At 41.9% G+C, this 17195-nt stretch carries 15 protein-coding genes; 7 read left to right on the top strand and 8 right to left on the bottom strand.

Going from position 1 to position 17195, the window contains the following annotated elements:
* The first annotated feature begins 144 nt into the window (after positions 1-144).
* A complete protein-coding gene (locus tag LF822_RS05370; protein ID WP_253922907.1) occupies positions 145-639 on the top strand; it encodes a L,D-transpeptidase family protein in 495 nt (164 codons plus the stop codon).
* Between the two features lie 247 nt (positions 640-886).
* Here LF822_RS05370 and LF822_RS05375 read toward each other — a convergent pair whose 3' ends face one another.
* The 4 genes from LF822_RS05375 to LF822_RS05390 all read right to left on the bottom strand — a co-directional run bounded on the left by LF822_RS05375 (position 887) and on the right by LF822_RS05390 (position 6042).
* A complete protein-coding gene (locus LF822_RS05375; RefSeq protein WP_253922908.1) occupies positions 887-1600 on the bottom strand; it encodes a class I SAM-dependent methyltransferase in 714 nt (237 codons plus the stop codon).
* Between the two features lie 233 nt (positions 1601-1833).
* Positions 1834-4566 (bottom strand): UPF0182 family membrane protein, encoded by a 2733-nt coding sequence (locus LF822_RS05380; protein WP_371925832.1) that lies wholly within the window; start codon positions 4564-4566, stop codon positions 1834-1836.
* Positions 4567-4640: 74 nt separating this feature from the next.
* Complete coding sequence (locus LF822_RS05385; RefSeq protein WP_253922909.1) at positions 4641-5132, bottom strand: hypothetical protein; 492 nt, start codon at positions 5130-5132, stop codon at positions 4641-4643.
* A gap of 103 nt (positions 5133-5235) precedes the next feature.
* Positions 5236-6042 carry a class I SAM-dependent methyltransferase gene (locus LF822_RS05390; RefSeq protein WP_253922910.1) on the bottom strand — a complete coding sequence of 269 codons (807 nt, stop codon included), beginning with the start codon at positions 6040-6042 and terminating at the stop codon, positions 5236-5238.
* Positions 6043-6483: 441 nt separating this feature from the next.
* On the opposite strand from LF822_RS05390, the gene LF822_RS05395 reads away from it, so the two are divergent.
* From LF822_RS05395 to rlmN, 3 genes are all read left to right on the top strand, one after another.
* Positions 6484-7716, top strand: coding sequence for an MFS transporter (locus LF822_RS05395; protein WP_253922911.1), 1233 nt, complete (start codon positions 6484-6486; stop codon positions 7714-7716).
* 64 nt (positions 7717-7780) lie between these two features.
* On the top strand, positions 7781-7966 hold the full coding sequence (locus LF822_RS05400) for an H-type small acid-soluble spore protein (protein ID WP_253923477.1): 186 nt from the start codon (positions 7781-7783) through the stop codon (positions 7964-7966).
* 222 nt (positions 7967-8188) lie between these two features.
* On the top strand, positions 8189-9274 hold the full coding sequence (gene rlmN / locus LF822_RS05405) for a dual-specificity RNA methyltransferase RlmN (protein ID WP_253922912.1): 1086 nt from the start codon (positions 8189-8191) through the stop codon (positions 9272-9274).
* Between the two features lie 127 nt (positions 9275-9401).
* On the opposite strand, the gene LF822_RS05410 is transcribed toward rlmN, so the two are convergent.
* Entirely contained in the window at positions 9402-10289 is an 888-nt protein-coding gene (locus tag LF822_RS05410) for a D-alanyl-D-alanine carboxypeptidase family protein (protein ID WP_256521542.1), read from the bottom strand.
* A gap of 566 nt (positions 10290-10855) precedes the next feature.
* On the opposite strand from LF822_RS05410, the gene LF822_RS05415 reads away from it, so the two are divergent.
* On the top strand, positions 10856-11392 hold the full coding sequence (locus LF822_RS05415) for a DUF420 domain-containing protein (RefSeq protein WP_256521543.1): 537 nt from the start codon (positions 10856-10858) through the stop codon (positions 11390-11392).
* A 176-nt stretch (positions 11393-11568) separates the two neighbouring features.
* On the opposite strand, the gene LF822_RS05420 is transcribed toward LF822_RS05415, so the two are convergent.
* The 3 genes from LF822_RS05420 to LF822_RS05430 form a co-directional block, all read right to left on the bottom strand.
* Complete coding sequence (locus LF822_RS05420) at positions 11569-13929, bottom strand: FdhF/YdeP family oxidoreductase (protein WP_253922915.1); 2361 nt, start codon at positions 13927-13929, stop codon at positions 11569-11571.
* 129 nt (positions 13930-14058) lie between these two features.
* Positions 14059-14418, bottom strand: a complete 360-nt coding sequence (locus LF822_RS05425; protein WP_253922916.1) for a Na-translocating system protein MpsC family protein — start codon at positions 14416-14418, stop codon at positions 14059-14061.
* 58 nt (positions 14419-14476) lie between these two features.
* On the bottom strand, positions 14477-15736 hold the full coding sequence (locus LF822_RS05430) for an L-lactate MFS transporter (RefSeq protein ID WP_253922917.1): 1260 nt from the start codon (positions 15734-15736) through the stop codon (positions 14477-14479).
* 342 nt (positions 15737-16078) lie between these two features.
* Between LF822_RS05430 and fdhD the strand changes: the two genes are divergently transcribed.
* On the top strand, positions 16079-16870 hold the full coding sequence (gene fdhD / locus LF822_RS05435) for a formate dehydrogenase accessory sulfurtransferase FdhD (protein ID WP_253922918.1): 792 nt from the start codon (positions 16079-16081) through the stop codon (positions 16868-16870).
* Positions 16871-16887: 17 nt separating this feature from the next.
* On the top strand, positions 16888-17118 hold the full coding sequence (locus LF822_RS05440; RefSeq protein WP_253922919.1) for a group-specific protein: 231 nt from the start codon (positions 16888-16890) through the stop codon (positions 17116-17118).
* Positions 17119-17195 lie beyond the last annotated feature (77 nt).

The raw sequence follows: 17195 nt of genomic DNA on the forward strand, positions 1-17195 counted from the left end.
ATACTTATACACATACTGATTCGTAACAGAGCAAATGACGAACCACTTGAATTTCTACAGGAGACTTTCACACCTTCCAATTAGGTCACAACCCCACACACAAACATACAATAACATGGGTCAATTCTTAGGAGGTGTATGTAAGTGATTCACACAATAAAAACCGGAGAGACTCTCTCCCAGATTTCAAGAGATTACCGTACGCCTCTAGCTGCCCTTATTCAAGCTAATCCTACACTGGATCCTGACCTCATCTATCCTGGACAGAAAATGACCATCCCCGGTCTTCCCGATCCTGACACTCTTCCCTATCAAATCGACATCTCAGTAAACAATCGGCAGCTCAAATTATTACGGCAGGGAGCCGTAGCAAAGCAGTACCCGATTGCTGTGGGCCGCATTCTTCATGGTACTCCTGTAGGGGTTTTCGTAATTATTAACAAGGCACCAAATCCAGGCGGTCCATTTGGTACGATGTGGATGAGCTTGTCAAAGCAGCATTACGGCATCCACGGTACTAATGATCCGAGTTCGATAGGCAAGGCTGTTTCTAAAGGGTGCGTCCGCATGTATAACCAGGATGTAGAGGAATTAGCGAGTATGATTCCTATAGGCACTCGCGTTTCCATCCATCCATAGTTCGTGTTAAATCATCCACCTGTTGTTTCTGCTCAGCACCAAAGACAGCATAAGAAACTGTTCGCCGCCCTCTTCAATCTCAGTGGAAATAAGGTTATAGGTGAGTTACGGGTAAGTGCTGTGCAGCCCGTTCTAATCTCAGCGTACCCCAGTACAATTCTCGATTACTTTATAGCAACGTTTTTCATCATTATTGGGGAATCCACTTGAATTCAGCTCTTTGTCCCAAGTCTTTCCACATTGGATATTAACATTTTACGGCCTTAACTATAAGAAAATGAGGCTGAGTCATAAGCTTTTGATAAGAGGAGGGAAACTCTTCTTTCATTTTAGGAACAGGCTGAGGTTCTATGACCTCCTCCAAAGTAAAATGTTTGTTTGTTACATTAATAATATTCTGCATAGACCTACTATAAAAACTTACATCAATGGTTACTTTAGGTTTTACCCAGGTGTCAGTTAAGAGTTCTGACTGGAAATAGCTTTCACATTGGTTAAGTGTGTAATCCATGAAAGGGTGGTGGGTGGAATACAGGAAAACCCCTCCTTGTTTCAGGACTCGGTTGAATTCTTCAAAGACAAAGTCCCACTCTTTTAAGTAATGCAAGGTAAGCGAGCTTACTACGACATCTATAGAATGATCACTAACAGGCAGAGGCTCCTGAAGGTCATGGCAAATAAAATCAGCTCTTTCCCCTAATTCTCTGCTATTTGCTGCTTCCACCATTAAAGGACTCAGGTCAAATCCCTTCACTTTGTCAGCACCCCGCTTTATGAACTCCTCTGAGTACCATCCTGCAGAGCAGCCAGCATCAAGTATGTTCCTGCCATTCATATCGGCAGGGAGTGCGTTCATCATGGCGGGTCGTTCGTAATAAGCATTATAAGGACTCACGTGATCTATGTCATTTAAATAAGTCTTTGCTAATTTATCAAAAGTCTCTCTGGGTGAATATTTCATAAAATACCTCCTTGTTTCTCATATATGGGATCGCCAGGCTGTAGATTTTTCTTTAGTTAATAATGTGCTTTTTCCTGCATTTAATAAAACACCCTTACACTTCATATAAAACCCATGTTGCAGCTCTCCAGAAAAAATCGAGTACAAAACCTGTTTGATTTCATACCCGATCCCTCATAATGATTCTATTATTCCTGCAGTCATCAGCTGAGCATAAAAGCTGCGACTGCCCGTTATTCGTCTTCAGCTAACCTTTCTTCAATATCAGCCATTATGGCTCCAGCCTCTTCCCAATTTCCGCTGGAAAGAGCACTCTGGTATTCATCAAATAATGAAGAAATTTCTTGTAATAGTTCTTCGGATTCGATGAGCGCATCTTCACCCTCTGGCTGAGGCGATTCTTCCATTTCATCTTCATCTACTTCAACCTCTGGATCTATTATACCAAGCATTCGTTCAACCGCTTGATCAAACGTAGGCTCCATCACAATTTCATCCCCGTAGGCAACTATCACCTGCTTCACTTCAGGAAGTGATGTTTCGTTTGACGACTCAATGTATATAGGCTCGGCATACATTACAGTATCTTCGATTGGAATGGCCAGAAGATTTCCACGGATTACTTCTGATCCTCCCTGTGACCACAAGTTAAGCTGCTGTGAAATTGTGCTGTCTTGATTTATACGATTCTCGATCTGCTGAGGGCCATAAACATTTCTTTGTTTAGGAAATTGATAAACAAATGTTTCCCCATAGTTCTCACCATCGTTACGTACGGCCATCCACGCGACCATATTCTGTCGGTTTCTTGGAGTATAAGGCATCATCAGAACAAACTCCTCTTCCTCATATTCCGGAAGCTGCATGGTTACATAATAAGGTTCCATCTCAATGTCTTCATTGAAATATTTTTCAGTAGGAAACTCCCAGCGATCTTCTCTATTGTAGAATACTTCCAGGTTCGTCATATGATAGGTCCCATACATTTCTGCCTGGATTTTAAACAAATCGATTGGATAACGAAAATGGGAGCTGACGTCATCGGGCACTTCCTTTGTGAACAAATCAGGGAACATTCGGTCATAGGTTTGTAATAACGGTTCATCCTCATCTACTGCATAGAAGTGAACCTCGCCTGTATACGCATCGATTTCTACTTTTACAGAATTGCGAATATAACTTTGATCGTCTTGATGAGGTTCAGAATAAGGGTACCGCTCTGCTGATAAATAAGCATCAATCATCCAGGCTAGACTGCCATCTTCCCGAATAAAAATATAAGGGTCCTCATCATATTCAAAAAATGGAGCAATCCTTTCGACACGATCCATGATATTGCGTGTATCAAGCAGCTGGCTTTCACTTGTAAGCTGGTCGGACACGAGCATACGCAGGGAGCCTTCATTTATTGAAAATAGTAATCGGTTCAATCCCGTTAAAGGAATACCTGTATCTGCCTCATATCTAGTGGACATATTCTCGTCGCCTGCCGGGTAGTCAAATTCATCAACATTACTGTTCACCATTACGTTTCGTGCCTGCTCTTCTCCGAAATAAATTTGTGGCCTTTCAATATTTATATCTCCTTCAGGCGGCAGGTTTTGAAGTAAATATTCAGGCTGGCCCTGCGAGGTGATTTCATTTACATCACTCATTGCGACTCCATACCCATGAGTATACCTTAAGTTCTGGTTCTCCCAATTTTTGGACTGGGAAGGTAGATCAGATGTATTAAGCTCTCTTGCACCTAGAAATACCTGCCGATATTCACCGTCTATTTCGTATCGGTCTACATCAATATCATTAAATTCATAGTACGTCCGGAATGTCTGCAGTTGGTTATAAATATCAAGGATTGGACGTGCATCGTTAATCCTTACATTATTGATAGTTAGAGCATTTCGATTAACCATATCTTCATCAAGTGATTCGCTGCCCGGATGCTCTCTTTCATCAATCCGATCCAGTTCATATGCCGCTCTCGTAAAATTAAGGTTATGCTCCAGGTAAGGACTTTCTTTTGAGAATTCATTGGGCGATACTACGTAATTTTGTACAATGACTGCTGCCCCTTGTGAAAGAAGCGCTAATCCGACGTAAATGATAACAGGCAGAAGCATCGATTTTATGTTTCTTCGGGTTAGAGCAATAATCATCCATACCGCACCGATTATCGATGCTCCAGCCATTATGTAGGAGGCAGGAATGTTAACGACTTCATCTGTATAGCTTAAACCATGAACAACGCTCTCCTGAAAAATGTTCACCTGATTTGTTAATATTGTTTCGTAGGGTTCAAGCACATGCCAGGCTGCCAGCAATAATCCTATTACACCCAGTGTCGCCCCCATGTGTACCTGAGCTGAACGGCTTTGGCGGTACATACGAAATGAAGAGTAAAATCCCATCTCAATAAGAAGCAAAAAGAAAGCGAGCCCTAGCAATGTGAATACTGCAAACTGAAGAAAAGGGAGCTCGAACATGTAGAAGGAAAGATCCATTGAGAAATGAGGGTCTTTTTCTCCAAAAGAAGCGTGGTTTAGGAATTTAAGCCATAATTCCCATCCCGCTCCTTGAACAATCCCACTTCCTGCAGCACCCAGAATAACAGCTGTACTTGCGGCACCGATCCGGCTCCACTTCTTGTTACGAATAAAGACAGGGAGCTGAGAAGACTCAAAGTAATTCATGTATGTTCTTATGATCCATGTCAACGTAAAATAAGCCGAAATGAAAAACAATATAAATCCTATGATGCCAAGCAGTACTTTACTCCCAAAAATTGTTGTATATACATTGCTGAATCCCAGCGTGTCCATCCATATGTAATCGGTAATCCAGTAAACGGAAATCCAGCAGATCAGAAGGAGTAGAATTAGACCGCTTAAGACCTTGCCAGCGATAGAACCCAGCTTCTTCATCTTTCCCTTCGTTTTCTTTTTCATATTAATTGTATTTTTATTCACGTTCTTCCCCCTCTCAAGTACTATGTCTTGTTTATTTACGTAAGTGAAGCGATAATGATTCGTTTTTTATGATATTACAGTTTTCTTAGATGACCGTTATCGATAATATTAATGTCAACCTCCGTACCTGTTCCTCTATCAATATGTTCACTTTCACTTGTCACATCCACCTGATTAATTATTTCTATACTCATTCGTTGTTTTGCAGGCAGAGCAATGTCATGATTCTCCGTTTTGTTTAAAAGACTATGCATCTTATTTCGTTCGGAAAATTCTAATCCAAAACGCACGTTCTCACGGCTGTGATTTTTAAAAGTTAACTGACACCTGCCTTCCAGTGTATGAGCATCAATCTTTTCATAATCACACCTGCTCTGCTCTTTATCATACGAAACCGCATAAATACCGCTTGCTGCAGTGTTTTGGTAGGCTTCCCCCACTATACCAGGAATGATGCTAAGTAAACTGATCGTTAAAATGACGGTTCGGGCTTTATATTTCTCCATTGCTTTTACCAGTGTAATCATTCCTGCGAGAAATAAGACCGCTTTAATGAGAGCTGACAATGATATTCCGTCTGAGGATGGAAAGCGTTGATGAGGAAAAGGGAAATCAATAATTATGGTAATGCTCAGCAGCAACAAGGAGAAAGCAAGGAGTTTTTTATCCTTAACTATAATTCCTTACGCCTCCTAATGAATCACTTAGTTTCACAGCTTTAGTAACACAGAAGCTGTTAATATACCTATCAATCGGTCTATTTCCACCGAAATTATCTTCATAAAACCCAGTAATGGCAAACCCTGCTTTAATTTGACCTTGGATCTGCGCCTCCAGAGTATGGGCAAATTCAACGGTCTCCCCTGTATTTAAGTATGCTTGGATCTCTTCATCTGTTAAATTTGTTAACGTGGAGGACGGTACCGCATTTGTAACCACTAAATTTCCCTTCAGCTCCTCTTCTTCATCAAAGATAAACAAAAGCGGATTTGTAAAGCCGGAAATAAACGTACCATTAGGTTTCAATACACGAGCCGCTTCCTCCCAGACGAACTGAATGTCTTCTACAAATAAATTCGAGACAGGATGGACAATAATATCAAAGAACTCATCTTCAAAAAAGTAAAGGTTCATCATGTCTCCTCGAATAGTCTCCAGAGTCAAACCATCCCGTTCAGCTACATAGTCATCCTGCTCCAGCTGTTTTTCTGAAATATCGACTACTGTCACTTCAGCTCCTGCCGCCGCAAGCACCGGCCCTTGCTGCCCTCCCCCCGAAGCAAGACATAACACCCTTACACCTTGAAGCGACGAAGGAAACCATTCTCTTGGTACCATTTTTTTAGTAGTCAATGTAATAGCCCAGTCACCTTTTCCTGCTTTAGTAATGGTGTGTTGTTCTACCGGCTTAGTGTAAGATATTTGATTTTTTACCTTCTTATTCCATGCCTTGCGATTGTGATTCGTTACATTCATCAGGACAGCCTCCTGTCTCTTATTTTTTTATAATGGAACTCTAACCTGTGCCAGCTGTTTTCATAACTGTATCTAACTTCTACATTAAACGTATGAGAGAAATAAAAGTTTCAACGATTCTAATTTTTATTTTTTAGTGCATGCTCATCAGACCCTCTATATATAGTTCTCGCAATCAAATACAAGTTCCTTCTATAAAAAGTTAATAATGGGGTGGTTTTAACTAACGTCTTAGAAAGTATTAATATTGATGTTGCGTTACCTGCCGGACTGCTAAGAGCAGAAAAGGAAGGAGAACTTGGCAGGCTGGCGGCGAGGGGGTATTACATTTTACAACGACAGAGGAACGATTTATATTTTATAAAGATGTTTTTATAATAAAAAATGGGGTATGAATTATACAGGTTTCACAGCCTAAATACGATAAAGGAGGAGATACTCTTGTCTAGCCATCAAACCACAGCCCATTCAGATACAGAAAATCAGGAAGAAACCTATACAGATGAGAGTTCACCTGATCAGTATAAAACAATTACATTAGGGCTGGTACCCGCTCCAGAGCTCGCTGAGAAGTTTGCCTATAAGCTGGTAGAAGACCTTCCCCAGCTGTTAAATGATCAAATTGACGATCAAATCCACTGGAAAATTAAGGTGCTCACAGACCCGCTTACGGGAGGCACAGAAGATGCACATGAGATTATGGAAAAAACAGAAGCCTTTAAGCAAGAGCATGATTGGGATTATGCCATTTGTATAACCGATCTGCCTATACTGTCTTCAGGAAGGCTGGTCGTTGCCGAAGCGAGCAACGATCGAAATTCTGGATATATTTCCTTCCCTTCTCTTGGTGCGTTTCCGCTGCAGCGCCGTTTGCGGGAATCGATTTTTCAGCTTACAAGTGAAATTCACCACGGCAGTCCGGCACCTGAGGACCTAAAGGATGAAAATAAGAAATCGAGGAGAGAACTCAGAAAACAAAGGGAGTCTAAGCGTTTACTTGGACGCAGCCTGACAGAACGTCTGTCACCGATTGAGAAAGCTCACTTTAATAAAGATGAAAATGATGCCGGTATTCGGTTTTATAATAAGCATAAAACAACCGGCCGCATCAGGCTCTTATCCGGCATGGCTCTGGCGAACAGTCCGTGGACCATCTTCTCTTCATTTAAAAGTGTAATTGCTGTAGCCTTTGCAACCGGGTCCTACGGTTTAATATTTCCCACCTTATGGCAGTTGAGTGATGGATATGGGATTTTTCGATTTATTGCATTAATGATTACCGCGATGGTGGCTATGGTAATTTGGATAATAGTTGCGCACAGTCTTTGGGAAAAGCATAGCAGAGATAGCGGCTCCAGGTTTTTAGTCAGACTCTACAACACGGCGACCATAATTACACTCGGAGTCGCGGTCTTATTTTATTACGTTGTCATTTTAATTTTATTTCTCTTAGCAGTTGTTCTCTTTGTTCCCGGAAATATTTTGGAGCAGAACCTGGGACACGCGCCCACCGTGACGACTTATGTGCTGCTTGCCTGGCTTGCGAGTTCAGTTGCCACACTTGCAGGTTCGTTAGGCGCCGGCCTTGAGAGTGAAGAAACGATCTTAAATGCGACTTATGGGTATAGACAAAGACGCCGCAGACAGGAAAAGCAAGAGGATGAGGAAAAGTAAGCACGAAGCGATGAATAAAAAGGTCTCCAATCGTACATGTTAGACGATAAAGGAGGCGTTTATGTTGAATTCTCAAAGAGCTCAAGAAATTGCTTCATCTTCAGTAATGGCCCACGTCACTTACAACAACGCGCCCATTTACATTCAACATGTAAATGAAGAAAATGAAACCGCCAGGATTTACTCCATGCAAAACCCCGAGAATGAACTGGAGGTTTCCTTAGCTGAATTAATTGAAGAAATAAAGTAAACAACGGAACCATCACTCTTCTGGAGTGATGGTTTTCAGCTTTTTAGAAACCAGTGTTTACTCTAAGCTGTAAACATTCCTTGCATTAACTAGGGGAAAGGGTTCTAGAAAACGACTCCCTTTCCATACATTACAAATATTCGACTATTCATAAATAGGTTGTTTCCTTCGCTTAAATCCATTACCATAGGAATAGTGACTTTTTTACAGAGGAGCGTATCTATGAAACGATCCATTTACGGATTGACCTTTGAACAACTGACAGAGTGGATTACGGCAAACGGGGAGAAGAAGTTCCGCTCCAAGCAAGTGTGGGACTGGCTCTACCAGAAAAGAATAACTGATTTTTCACAAATGAAAAATGTAAACCAATCCTGCATCGATCTTCTGAAAGAACACTTTACGATTGAATCCCTGAGCGAAGAAATTAAGCAGGAATCAAAAGATGGGACGGTTAAATTCTTGTTTAAATTACATGATGGAAACATCATTGAGACGGTATTGATGAGGTTTAATTACGGTCTATCTGTCTGTGTTACGACTCAGGTCGGCTGTAACATCGGCTGCTCATTCTGTGCCAGCGGTGTTCTCCGTAAGAACCGGGATTTATCCAGCGGAGAAATTGTCGAGCAGATCATGCAGGTTCAGCAGCACCTGGATTTACAGGGAAACGATGAGCGTGTCAGTCATATTGTCGTCATGGGCATTGGAGAACCATTTGATAACTACGATAACTTAATTGATTTCCTAAAGGTCGTAAACGATCAAAAGGGATTGTCCATCGGAGCCCGTCATATTACAGTGTCCACGAGCGGCATTGCACCGAAAATGTATGAATTTGCAGACGAAGGTATTCAAATCAACCTGGCACTTTCTATTCATGCGCCAAACAATAAACTTCGAACACAAATTATGAAAATCAATCGTGCCTACCCATTAGAGAAACTGATGCCGGCGATTGACTATTACCTTGAGAAAACAAACCGAAGGATTACGTTTGAGTATATTTTATTAAAGGATGTTAACGATCATAAGAAAGAAGCCGAAGAGCTCGCTGATCTTCTTAAAGATAAACGTCACTTATCGTATGTAAACTTAATTCCTTACAATCCGGTGGCGGACAACCCTTATGAGCGAAGTGAGAAGGAAGCCATTCTGACGTTCTATCAAACCTTAATGGACCGCGGCATTAAGTGCGGAGTTCGTACGGAACATGGTACTGATATCGACGCCGCGTGCGGTCAGCTTCGCAGTAAACAAATCGAAAAAGAAAAAGCACGCCAAAAGAAAAAAATGCAGACTAATTAAGAGCATGAGGCACCCGTCCTCGTGCTTTTTTTATTTTATCTATCACCGCTTGCAAGGTAAATACAGCCAATCAAGAAAAGCCTGTAACTCCTTATACCAAATGACGGAAGAGTTACAGGCTTTGAGGCTAATTCACCATGTTTAATAGAGAAGAGCTTTTAAAGAAGGCGCGTTCTTTCCCTTTAATACTAAAGGCTTCCATTTCAGGAATATCAGGTGCTTCAATTGTGTCAAACGTATAATCCAGTAGTTTTTCTGTTTCACTGTAGGCGATATCCTGAGAATCACTCTTCAATGTAATCACAATAACTTCCATTCCATCTTCCTTTGCAGAAGTAGCCAGCGTATTACCGGATTTCTCCACGTAACCTGTTTTCCCTCCAGTAATAGTTAAGCCTTTATCCTCCAACAATAGTCGATGATGTGAAAGTATAGTGGTTTCCCACGATTCGCCCTTCCAGTCAAGCTCCTCTGCACCAAAATATTCTTTAAAATCCGGGTCCTTTAGTGCATATCTCGTCAGTTTGGCTAAGTCAGCAGCTGTAGTCACGTGGTCTTCATCATGGAGACCATGCGGGTTCGTAAAGTTAGTATCCTCGAGTCCCACTTCCTGCTCTAAGTACTCATTTAGGTCTTCCGCAAAACTTTCTTCAGATCCGCTTAGATGCTCTGCTATAGCTACGCCGGCATCATTTCCGGAATTAATTAATAAACCTTGCACGAGCTTTTCAAGAGACACTTCTTCCCCTTCTTCTAAATAAACCCTGGTGCCTTCTACTGATCTTGCATTCTCACTAACTGTAACCTTCTCATCCAAATCAGCATTTTCGATGGCATAAATAGCTGTGGCCATCTTTGTCAGACTTGCGGGGTACATTTCCTGTTCAGCATTTTTCTCAAATAAAGTCAGTCCTGAAGATTTGTCCACAACAATCGCTGACTCCGTCAATAACTCAGGTTCTTCCTCTTCTTTAGAGTCACTAAAGGCAGAAGCAGGTATTGAAAAAGCAAACAATAGTGCAGATGTGATCAGTCCTGCAGTAATTTTTCTTAGTTCGATTTCCTTTCCCTCCTATTTAAAAATTGCCCTGTCGCCTCTTACTCTCTGTCTATTATTTATAGTATCTCTTATTCACGCACCATTTGTCGAGATTTTTAGAATTTTGTCACTTATTCTTCATGATTCGATGTATTATGCGCAGTACAGGATGATGTTAAACAGTTTTAGTAAATCTGCTATAACCATCATAACAACACTAGTAACTATTGGCTATCTCATAGAAAATGGTTGAGCCGCGTCTCCAAATACCACTGTTAAAAAGGTCATGAAGACTGCTTCAGGCAGCCATATACATTTCCAACACGCTCCACTATTTCTGTCGGTATATGATTTGGTAAAACGTGTTAAATGGAAAACGGGCAGAGCTGAATACTTAAAGCTTCACGACTGAGAAATATTGGATAATTCGAAAATCAGCGTAAAATTTAACAAATTCGTCACGGCTGATAAGCTTAGGCTGATGAATTCGACTGTTATTTTAGATATACTGGACTTGAATGATTTTAACTTAGAGAAGGTGATTGACAGTGGAAATTAACAAGGATTACAACTATGTGCCCTGGGTCATCGGGCTTTCCATAGCGATCAACGCGATTGTTGTTGCGTTACTTTTTATCCCTGAACTTGATGGTGGAACGAGCTTTGATATTACGCTTCTTCCTTTACTGAATGCAATCTTAAACTCTTTTACGTTTGTATTTCTCCTGGCCGCACTATTTATGATTCTACGAAAAAACATCACGTGGCATAAGAGGTTTATATTTGCAGCTTTTACAACTACAACATTTTTTCTTGTATCTTACTTAACATATCACTCTATGTCGACCTCGACTTCTTACGGAGGCGAAGGCATAATAGCTGCCATTTACTACTTTATATTAATCACTCATATTGTTTTGGCAGCAGCGATTGTTCCTTTAGCATTGCTCACCTTGTTCCGCGGTTTAGCAATGAAGGTGGACAAACACAGAAAAATTGCCCGTTGGACGATGCCTCTCTGGCTGTACGTCAGTTTAACCGGCGTCATTGTTTACTTGATGATCTCGCCTTATTATTAGGTTCCACCCCCTGCTTAGAAAATGGCAGGGGGTTTTTATTTTTACGTACTGGTCTGTATATTCCAGAATTTATAAGGATGGCTCCAGCTGTATCACTATAAATATGAGGTTTCAATAATAAAGCTTTCTAACTAAAAAAACCCCGCATGCTTAAAGGGCAGGCGAGGTTGTTTCATTTATGCTCCAGGGGTATCCTCTAAATCATCCACACGTTTCTCAAGATATTGGGTATCTTTTCTCGCGTTAAATTTCTCGGCTTTTTCTACTTTGACCCCTACATTATAATCGGGGATTTTGGCGAATTTTTCATATCGTCCTTTTGGCAGAAGAAAATTGCCTTCAGGAAAGTGAACGCCGAGATTGCCTTTCGCGATATCAGCCAGCTTTGCCCTTCCCTGAAAAATACCATAGGAATTATATAATACAATCGCTTCTTCGTCCTCAATTCTAAGCGTGCGCGCGTCTTCTTTGCTAAGGAGAACATCGTAGCGTTCCGCGCCGTTAAGGGGATCGGTCTCTTTGTAAACCATTGAATTAAACTGTTTTCCTCTCCTTGTAGTGAGGTAAAAGTCTCCGGGCTTTTTCTCCAAATCTGGAATCTCCACAGGGATTAAGTTCCCTCTCCCGTCAGGTGTCGGACATACTCCATCTTCACAAAGCCAGGCGCCTCCCCATTGGAAGACGTCACCTTGTTTTTTCAAATGCTGGACACCGTCATAGCTAGGATTCGCTTTTGCAATCTCTTCTCGTATCGCTGCTCCATCTTTAAAATCAACGAGGTGAGCTGTCTCTGGTTTGATTCGTTTAGCTAGATCAATATAGATTTTCCACTCGGCCCGTGCTTCTTCAATTTTATTTTTATTCCCTTTGATTTCCGGTGAATAATAGACCATTCGTTCAGTTGAGGTGGAGGTCCCTCCCCCTTCTTGTTCATACCTGGTCTTAGCAGGAAGAACGATGACCGCTTCCTTCGCATCCACTAGCGTGGAAGTGTTCAAAATAATGTCCTGGTGAATGCGTACATCAAGTTCAGAAAGGGCTTTTTCCACATAATCGGGATCGGGCATCGTTTCCAGGAAATTACCTCCGGATAAATAATAAAGCTTTATCTTTCGTTCATGATTCTCAGGAAGCAAAATATTCTCGAGGGTGACTCCGACCACATCACCCTGCCATTTCGGCAGCTCAAAGCCCCAGAGGTCTTCGATGCGGCTGATATTATCTCCTTTAAAATCCCCGCCTGGCAGTACGAACGGATCCGCCCCCATCTCTCCGCTCCCCTGCACACTCGAATGACCCCGGAATGGCATTAAACCGCTGTACTTACGGCCGAGAAATCCCCTGAGCAGCGCTAAGTTCGCGACCTGTGAAATGTTATCAGTGGCAAAAGAATGCATCGTTAACCCAAGCGCCCAGGCAAATACGGCATTTTTGCTATTTGCCAGCAGCTCAGATAATTCGATGATTCTCTCTTTCGAAACGCCTGACGACTTACATATTTCTTCCCACGTCTGAGCCTGAACATTTGCTTTTAGTTCCTCAAGGCCATTCACGTGATCTTCTACAAAACTATGATTAATGGCGGAACCATGTTGTTCTTCTTCCATATCGAACCAGTGTTTCATAATTCCATGCATAAAGGCAATATCGCCGCCGATATTAATTTGATAAAAGTCATCGGCTATTTTTGTGCCGAATAAGGCAGACTCAGTGTTCGATGGGATCCAATACTTATCCATCGCTGGCTCTCTATAGGGATTAATGACAATGATTTTCGTTCCTTTCTTCTTTGCCTCAAGCATGTACTTTGTTGAGACCGGAGAACTGTTCGACGCTACACTGCCCCAGAACAAAAGAACATCCGTACCAATCCAGTCTTGATAATTGGCAGTAGAAGCCCCGACTCCGACTGACCGTTTAAGTGCCGTCTTACTCGGTGAATGGCAGATTCGCGAAGCATTATCCACATGATTGGTTCCAAGGAATCGTGAAACCTTACCAGCGACATAGTAGGATTCATTTGTGATCCCCCTGGACGTCAGGTAAAACCCGTACTGCTTCGGATCGAGCTGCTTCATCTTATCTGCAATCATTTCCATGGCATCATCCCAGGTCAGTCTGGAAAACTTCCTCTCCCCTTTACGGCGGATCATTGGATAAGGGATACGGCCGAGCTCTCTCAGCTCAGTGCTTGAATACTTACGAAGCTCGTCTATATCCGAGTGGAGAATACTCTCCTCGACCGCAGGCATTGTATTTAAACGAAGGACGTTCAAACGTGTCGTACAAATATGCGGTCCTGTTAAGGTTTGATCGTATAAACCTGAGACCCCGAGTGCACAACCGTCACAAACTCCTTTGGTAATAATATTTTTGGCATAGCCGAGGTTATCTTTATTGTCCCAGGCTATTTTCATTGTATCGCGGATATGCTTTGGCTTTATTTTACCTAACCCAAAGGGTATTGGACTTACCCAGTGCTCTGGAGCAGGTTTCTTTATTTTTTTCATAGGTCCGTCGTGCTTTGTTTCTCCCATTATATAATATCCTCCTTATTGTTTTCTTGCTTTTAAAAAAACCACCGTACAACCCTTTACTAAAATGGGAAAGGGCTGCATCGGTGGTTAAGTCTTTAGCAGGATCGCTGCAAAGTGCCATACCTTTATTCAATTAGAGAACTTTTTAGCAATATCTTCATTAAAAATGAAGATCGACATACCAAAGTCTTTCTCAATATCAATATCAACAAACAAATCAATAAATTTACACTGCAGGAAATCTTCCATTTCAACCGGATGATTTCTGCGGTACATTTCCTTAACCATTTCTGTGCGGGCAGCACGGAGCATCTGCTTTCCGTCGTCTGCCCCTGCGATGAATTTCTCGACAGGGGATAAATTCCCCTCCATCTCGCAAATAGCCCAATTCTTACAAAATGTGGTGCTTATTTTGCGCGGGCCTTTGCCCATATGCTTCTTACGAAAAGCCTTTACTAAATTACTAAATTCCGCTTCGTATTTATTCATGAATGTTCAACCTTTTTTCGTTTATTAAAAAGATTATAAATCCAGGAGTGAAAAGTAGTCAACTGGACATTCTGTGGGCGTCATTTCCTTGAGCAGCCCGGTTTGCCTTCTTAAGCTGCTTGATGTCTACGCGGATCCACAATGAAATTAATAATGCTCCTACCAGTGCGGCTCCAAATATAGATAGGGTTAATACATAGCTTTCCGTGACTTCACGTATCCATGACACTAAGAGAGGACCAACTAAGCCGGCTGCAGCCCAGGCCGTTAAAATATATCCATGGATGGCTCCGAGCTGCTTCGTTCCAAACAGATCGCCAATATACGCAGGAACAGAGGCAAATCCGCCTCCATAACAGGAGATAATCAAAAACAGAACTACCTGGAACAAGAGCGCCTGGGTAATGCCGGGGAGGGTGAAAAAGGCTGCGATCTGGACGAGAAAAAAGGTTGTATATACGTTTGGTCTTCCCATGTAATCAGATATTGACGCCCACGTAATCCTTCCTGCCCCATTAAAAAATCCCATCACCCCTACCATTGCAGCTGCGGCACCTGCAGATAAACCTGCAATTTCCTGAGCAATCGGGGAAGCCACAGATAGAATAGCAATACCACATGTAATATTTATAAACAGCATCACCCACAAGAACCAGAACCTTCTCGTCTTCACTGCTTCATTCGCCGTTAACTGCGACAAATCCGGTGTTTTCTTTTTCTCTACAATAAACTCTTCCATATAGCCTTCAGGAGGACGTTCTAAGTACAAGGCGGATGCCATCATGAGGACAAAGTACACGATTCCCAAAAGAAAGAAAGTAGCTGGAATCCCGACGGAATCGATTAATCCGGCCATAATCGGGCTTGCAATCATCGCGGAAAAACCAAAGCCCATAATCGCAAGGCCTGTAGCGAGACCTCTTCGGTCAGGAAACCATTTAACTAAAGTAGAAACCGGAGTAATATAACCGATCCCAAGCCCTATACCGGCGAGAACACCGTATGTAACGTATAAAAGCCAGATCGATTCGAGCAAAGTCGCTCCACCAGAAGCCATCATACCTGCCCCAAAAAAGGTAGCAGCCACTATTCCAGAGATTCTCGGTCCATACTTTTCCACGAAGTGCCCCATAAATGCCGCTGAAAGCCCCAGAAATAAAATAGCTATACTGAAAGTTAAAGATACATAGCTTAAATCCCAGCCGTACTGATCAATAAGCGGGTTGGTAAAAACACTCCATGCATAAACCGAGCCGATCGAAATGTGAATTCCTACAGCTGACAATGCAATAAGCCAGCGGTTTTTCGTTTTCTTCATTGTCCTCACTCCTTCTTCAATAAAAAAACGCCGTCCATTCCATTTGCAGAGAGATTTCTCCAGCAAAAAGAAAGAGACGACGTTTAGTAACAAGCAGGTTCGCTGCTTTTTAACCAAAGTAATCGCTTACACATAAACACACACTTAAGTCGGCGACAGGTCCGCTGTCCCGTACCTTAAATGTTACAAATTTATGAATCTATTATAGATATTATCTTTTTTTGATGAAAATTTCAAATAGTTTTTGTATCTGATCGACTTTAAGTATTTAAACTTGTCATGCAACTTTGTTATTCGTTATAGTTTTAGTAATGTCAATAACACTCAGAGAGGGTGAACAACATGAATGAGAGAATGAGTGTGAATAAGTCTATTGTCCGGTTTAAAGACGGTAATTTTAATCAAATTAATGACCATATTGTTACAGAATTTCCTATGACTATCTACGTTAATAACGAAGAATTTGCCACTATGGTCTGCACACCTGCCCATTTTGATGAAATGGTGATCGGCTTCTTAGCCTCAGAAGGAGTTATTCGTTTTCGAAACGATATTAAAGCTTTAAATATTGACGAAGAAAAAGGCTTTGCCTATGTGGAACTCGCTGAGGGAAAAGAGATTAACAATCAGCGGGATTTCTCTAAACGCTTCATTGGCTCCTGCTGTGGGAAAAGCCGTCAGTTTTACTTTCAGAATGATGTACAAACCGCTAAAACATCAACAGCTGAAACGAAGATTACCGCCGATCAGTGCATTCGCCTCATGCAGCAGATGCAGGATAACAGCCATGTGTTTAAAGGGACTGGAGGCGTACATAACGCGGCGATCTGTACAAGCGGTGAAATGGTGGTAGGCCGTACAGACATCGGCCGGCATAACGCATTAGATAAGCTTTATGGCCATTGTCTCATGAATCAAATTTCCGTCAGGGATAAAATTCTTGTATTCAGCGGCAGAATTTCTTCAGAGGTCTTAACAAAAGCTGCCAAAATCGGCGTCGGTATCGTCCTGTCAAAGTCTGCTCCGACAGATTTAGCTGTACAGCTGGCTGAGGATTTAAATATTACAGCGGTTGGCTTCATCCGTGGAAGTTCGTTCAATATATACTCTCATCCAAGAAGAGTTACTAATTAAGAAGGAGGTGTTTCCTGATGAGTTCATGTCCAATTGATCATACACTCGAAGATACTAAGAAGAAGCTGGAAAGCCAAAAGGAGTTTCTGCCGGAAGAATTGTATAAAGCAGCCGGTCACTTTTTAAACAGCCGCCCTTCTCAAGATGAGCTTAATGAGCTGTTTCATTTACTTAAAAAGTACGACCTGGCCGCTGATGAGGAGAAGCAGATGCGAAATAAAAATCTGAAGGAATTAACAAAGCAGTAATCCACCGAAAAAAAGGCGCAAGCGCCCTGACAGGCATCCTTCCCTTCCAAAAAAAGGATGCCTTATAAATCAAGTAC

The organism is Halobacillus sp. A5 (assembly GCF_024189315.1).
Taxonomy (GTDB): domain Bacteria; phylum Bacillota; class Bacilli; order Bacillales; family Halobacillaceae; genus Halobacillus_A.

What these genes read in the sequence shown, in the direction of transcription:
- LF822_RS05375 (WP_253922908.1), bottom strand. Translation starts at nt 1,600, where the DNA reads ATGAAATATTCACCCAGAGAGACTTTTGATAAATTAGCAAAGACTTAT.
- LF822_RS05390 (WP_253922910.1), bottom strand. Translation starts at nt 6,042, where the DNA reads ATGAATGTAACGAATCACAATCGCAAGGCATGGAATAAGAAGGTAAAA.
- rlmN (WP_253922912.1), top strand. Translation starts at nt 8,189, where the DNA reads ATGAAACGATCCATTTACGGATTGACCTTTGAACAACTGACAGAGTGG.
- LF822_RS05420 (WP_253922915.1), bottom strand. Translation starts at nt 13,929, where the DNA reads ATGGGAGAAACAAAGCACGACGGACCTATGAAAAAAATAAAGAAACCT.
- LF822_RS05425 (WP_253922916.1), bottom strand. Translation starts at nt 14,418, where the DNA reads ATGAATAAATACGAAGCGGAATTTAGTAATTTAGTAAAGGCTTTTCGT.
- LF822_RS05430 (WP_253922917.1), bottom strand. Translation starts at nt 15,736, where the DNA reads ATGAAGAAAACGAAAAACCGCTGGCTTATTGCATTGTCAGCTGTAGGA.
- fdhD (WP_253922918.1), top strand. Translation starts at nt 16,079, where the DNA reads ATGAATGAGAGAATGAGTGTGAATAAGTCTATTGTCCGGTTTAAAGAC.
- LF822_RS05440 (WP_253922919.1), top strand. Translation starts at nt 16,888, where the DNA reads ATGAGTTCATGTCCAATTGATCATACACTCGAAGATACTAAGAAGAAG.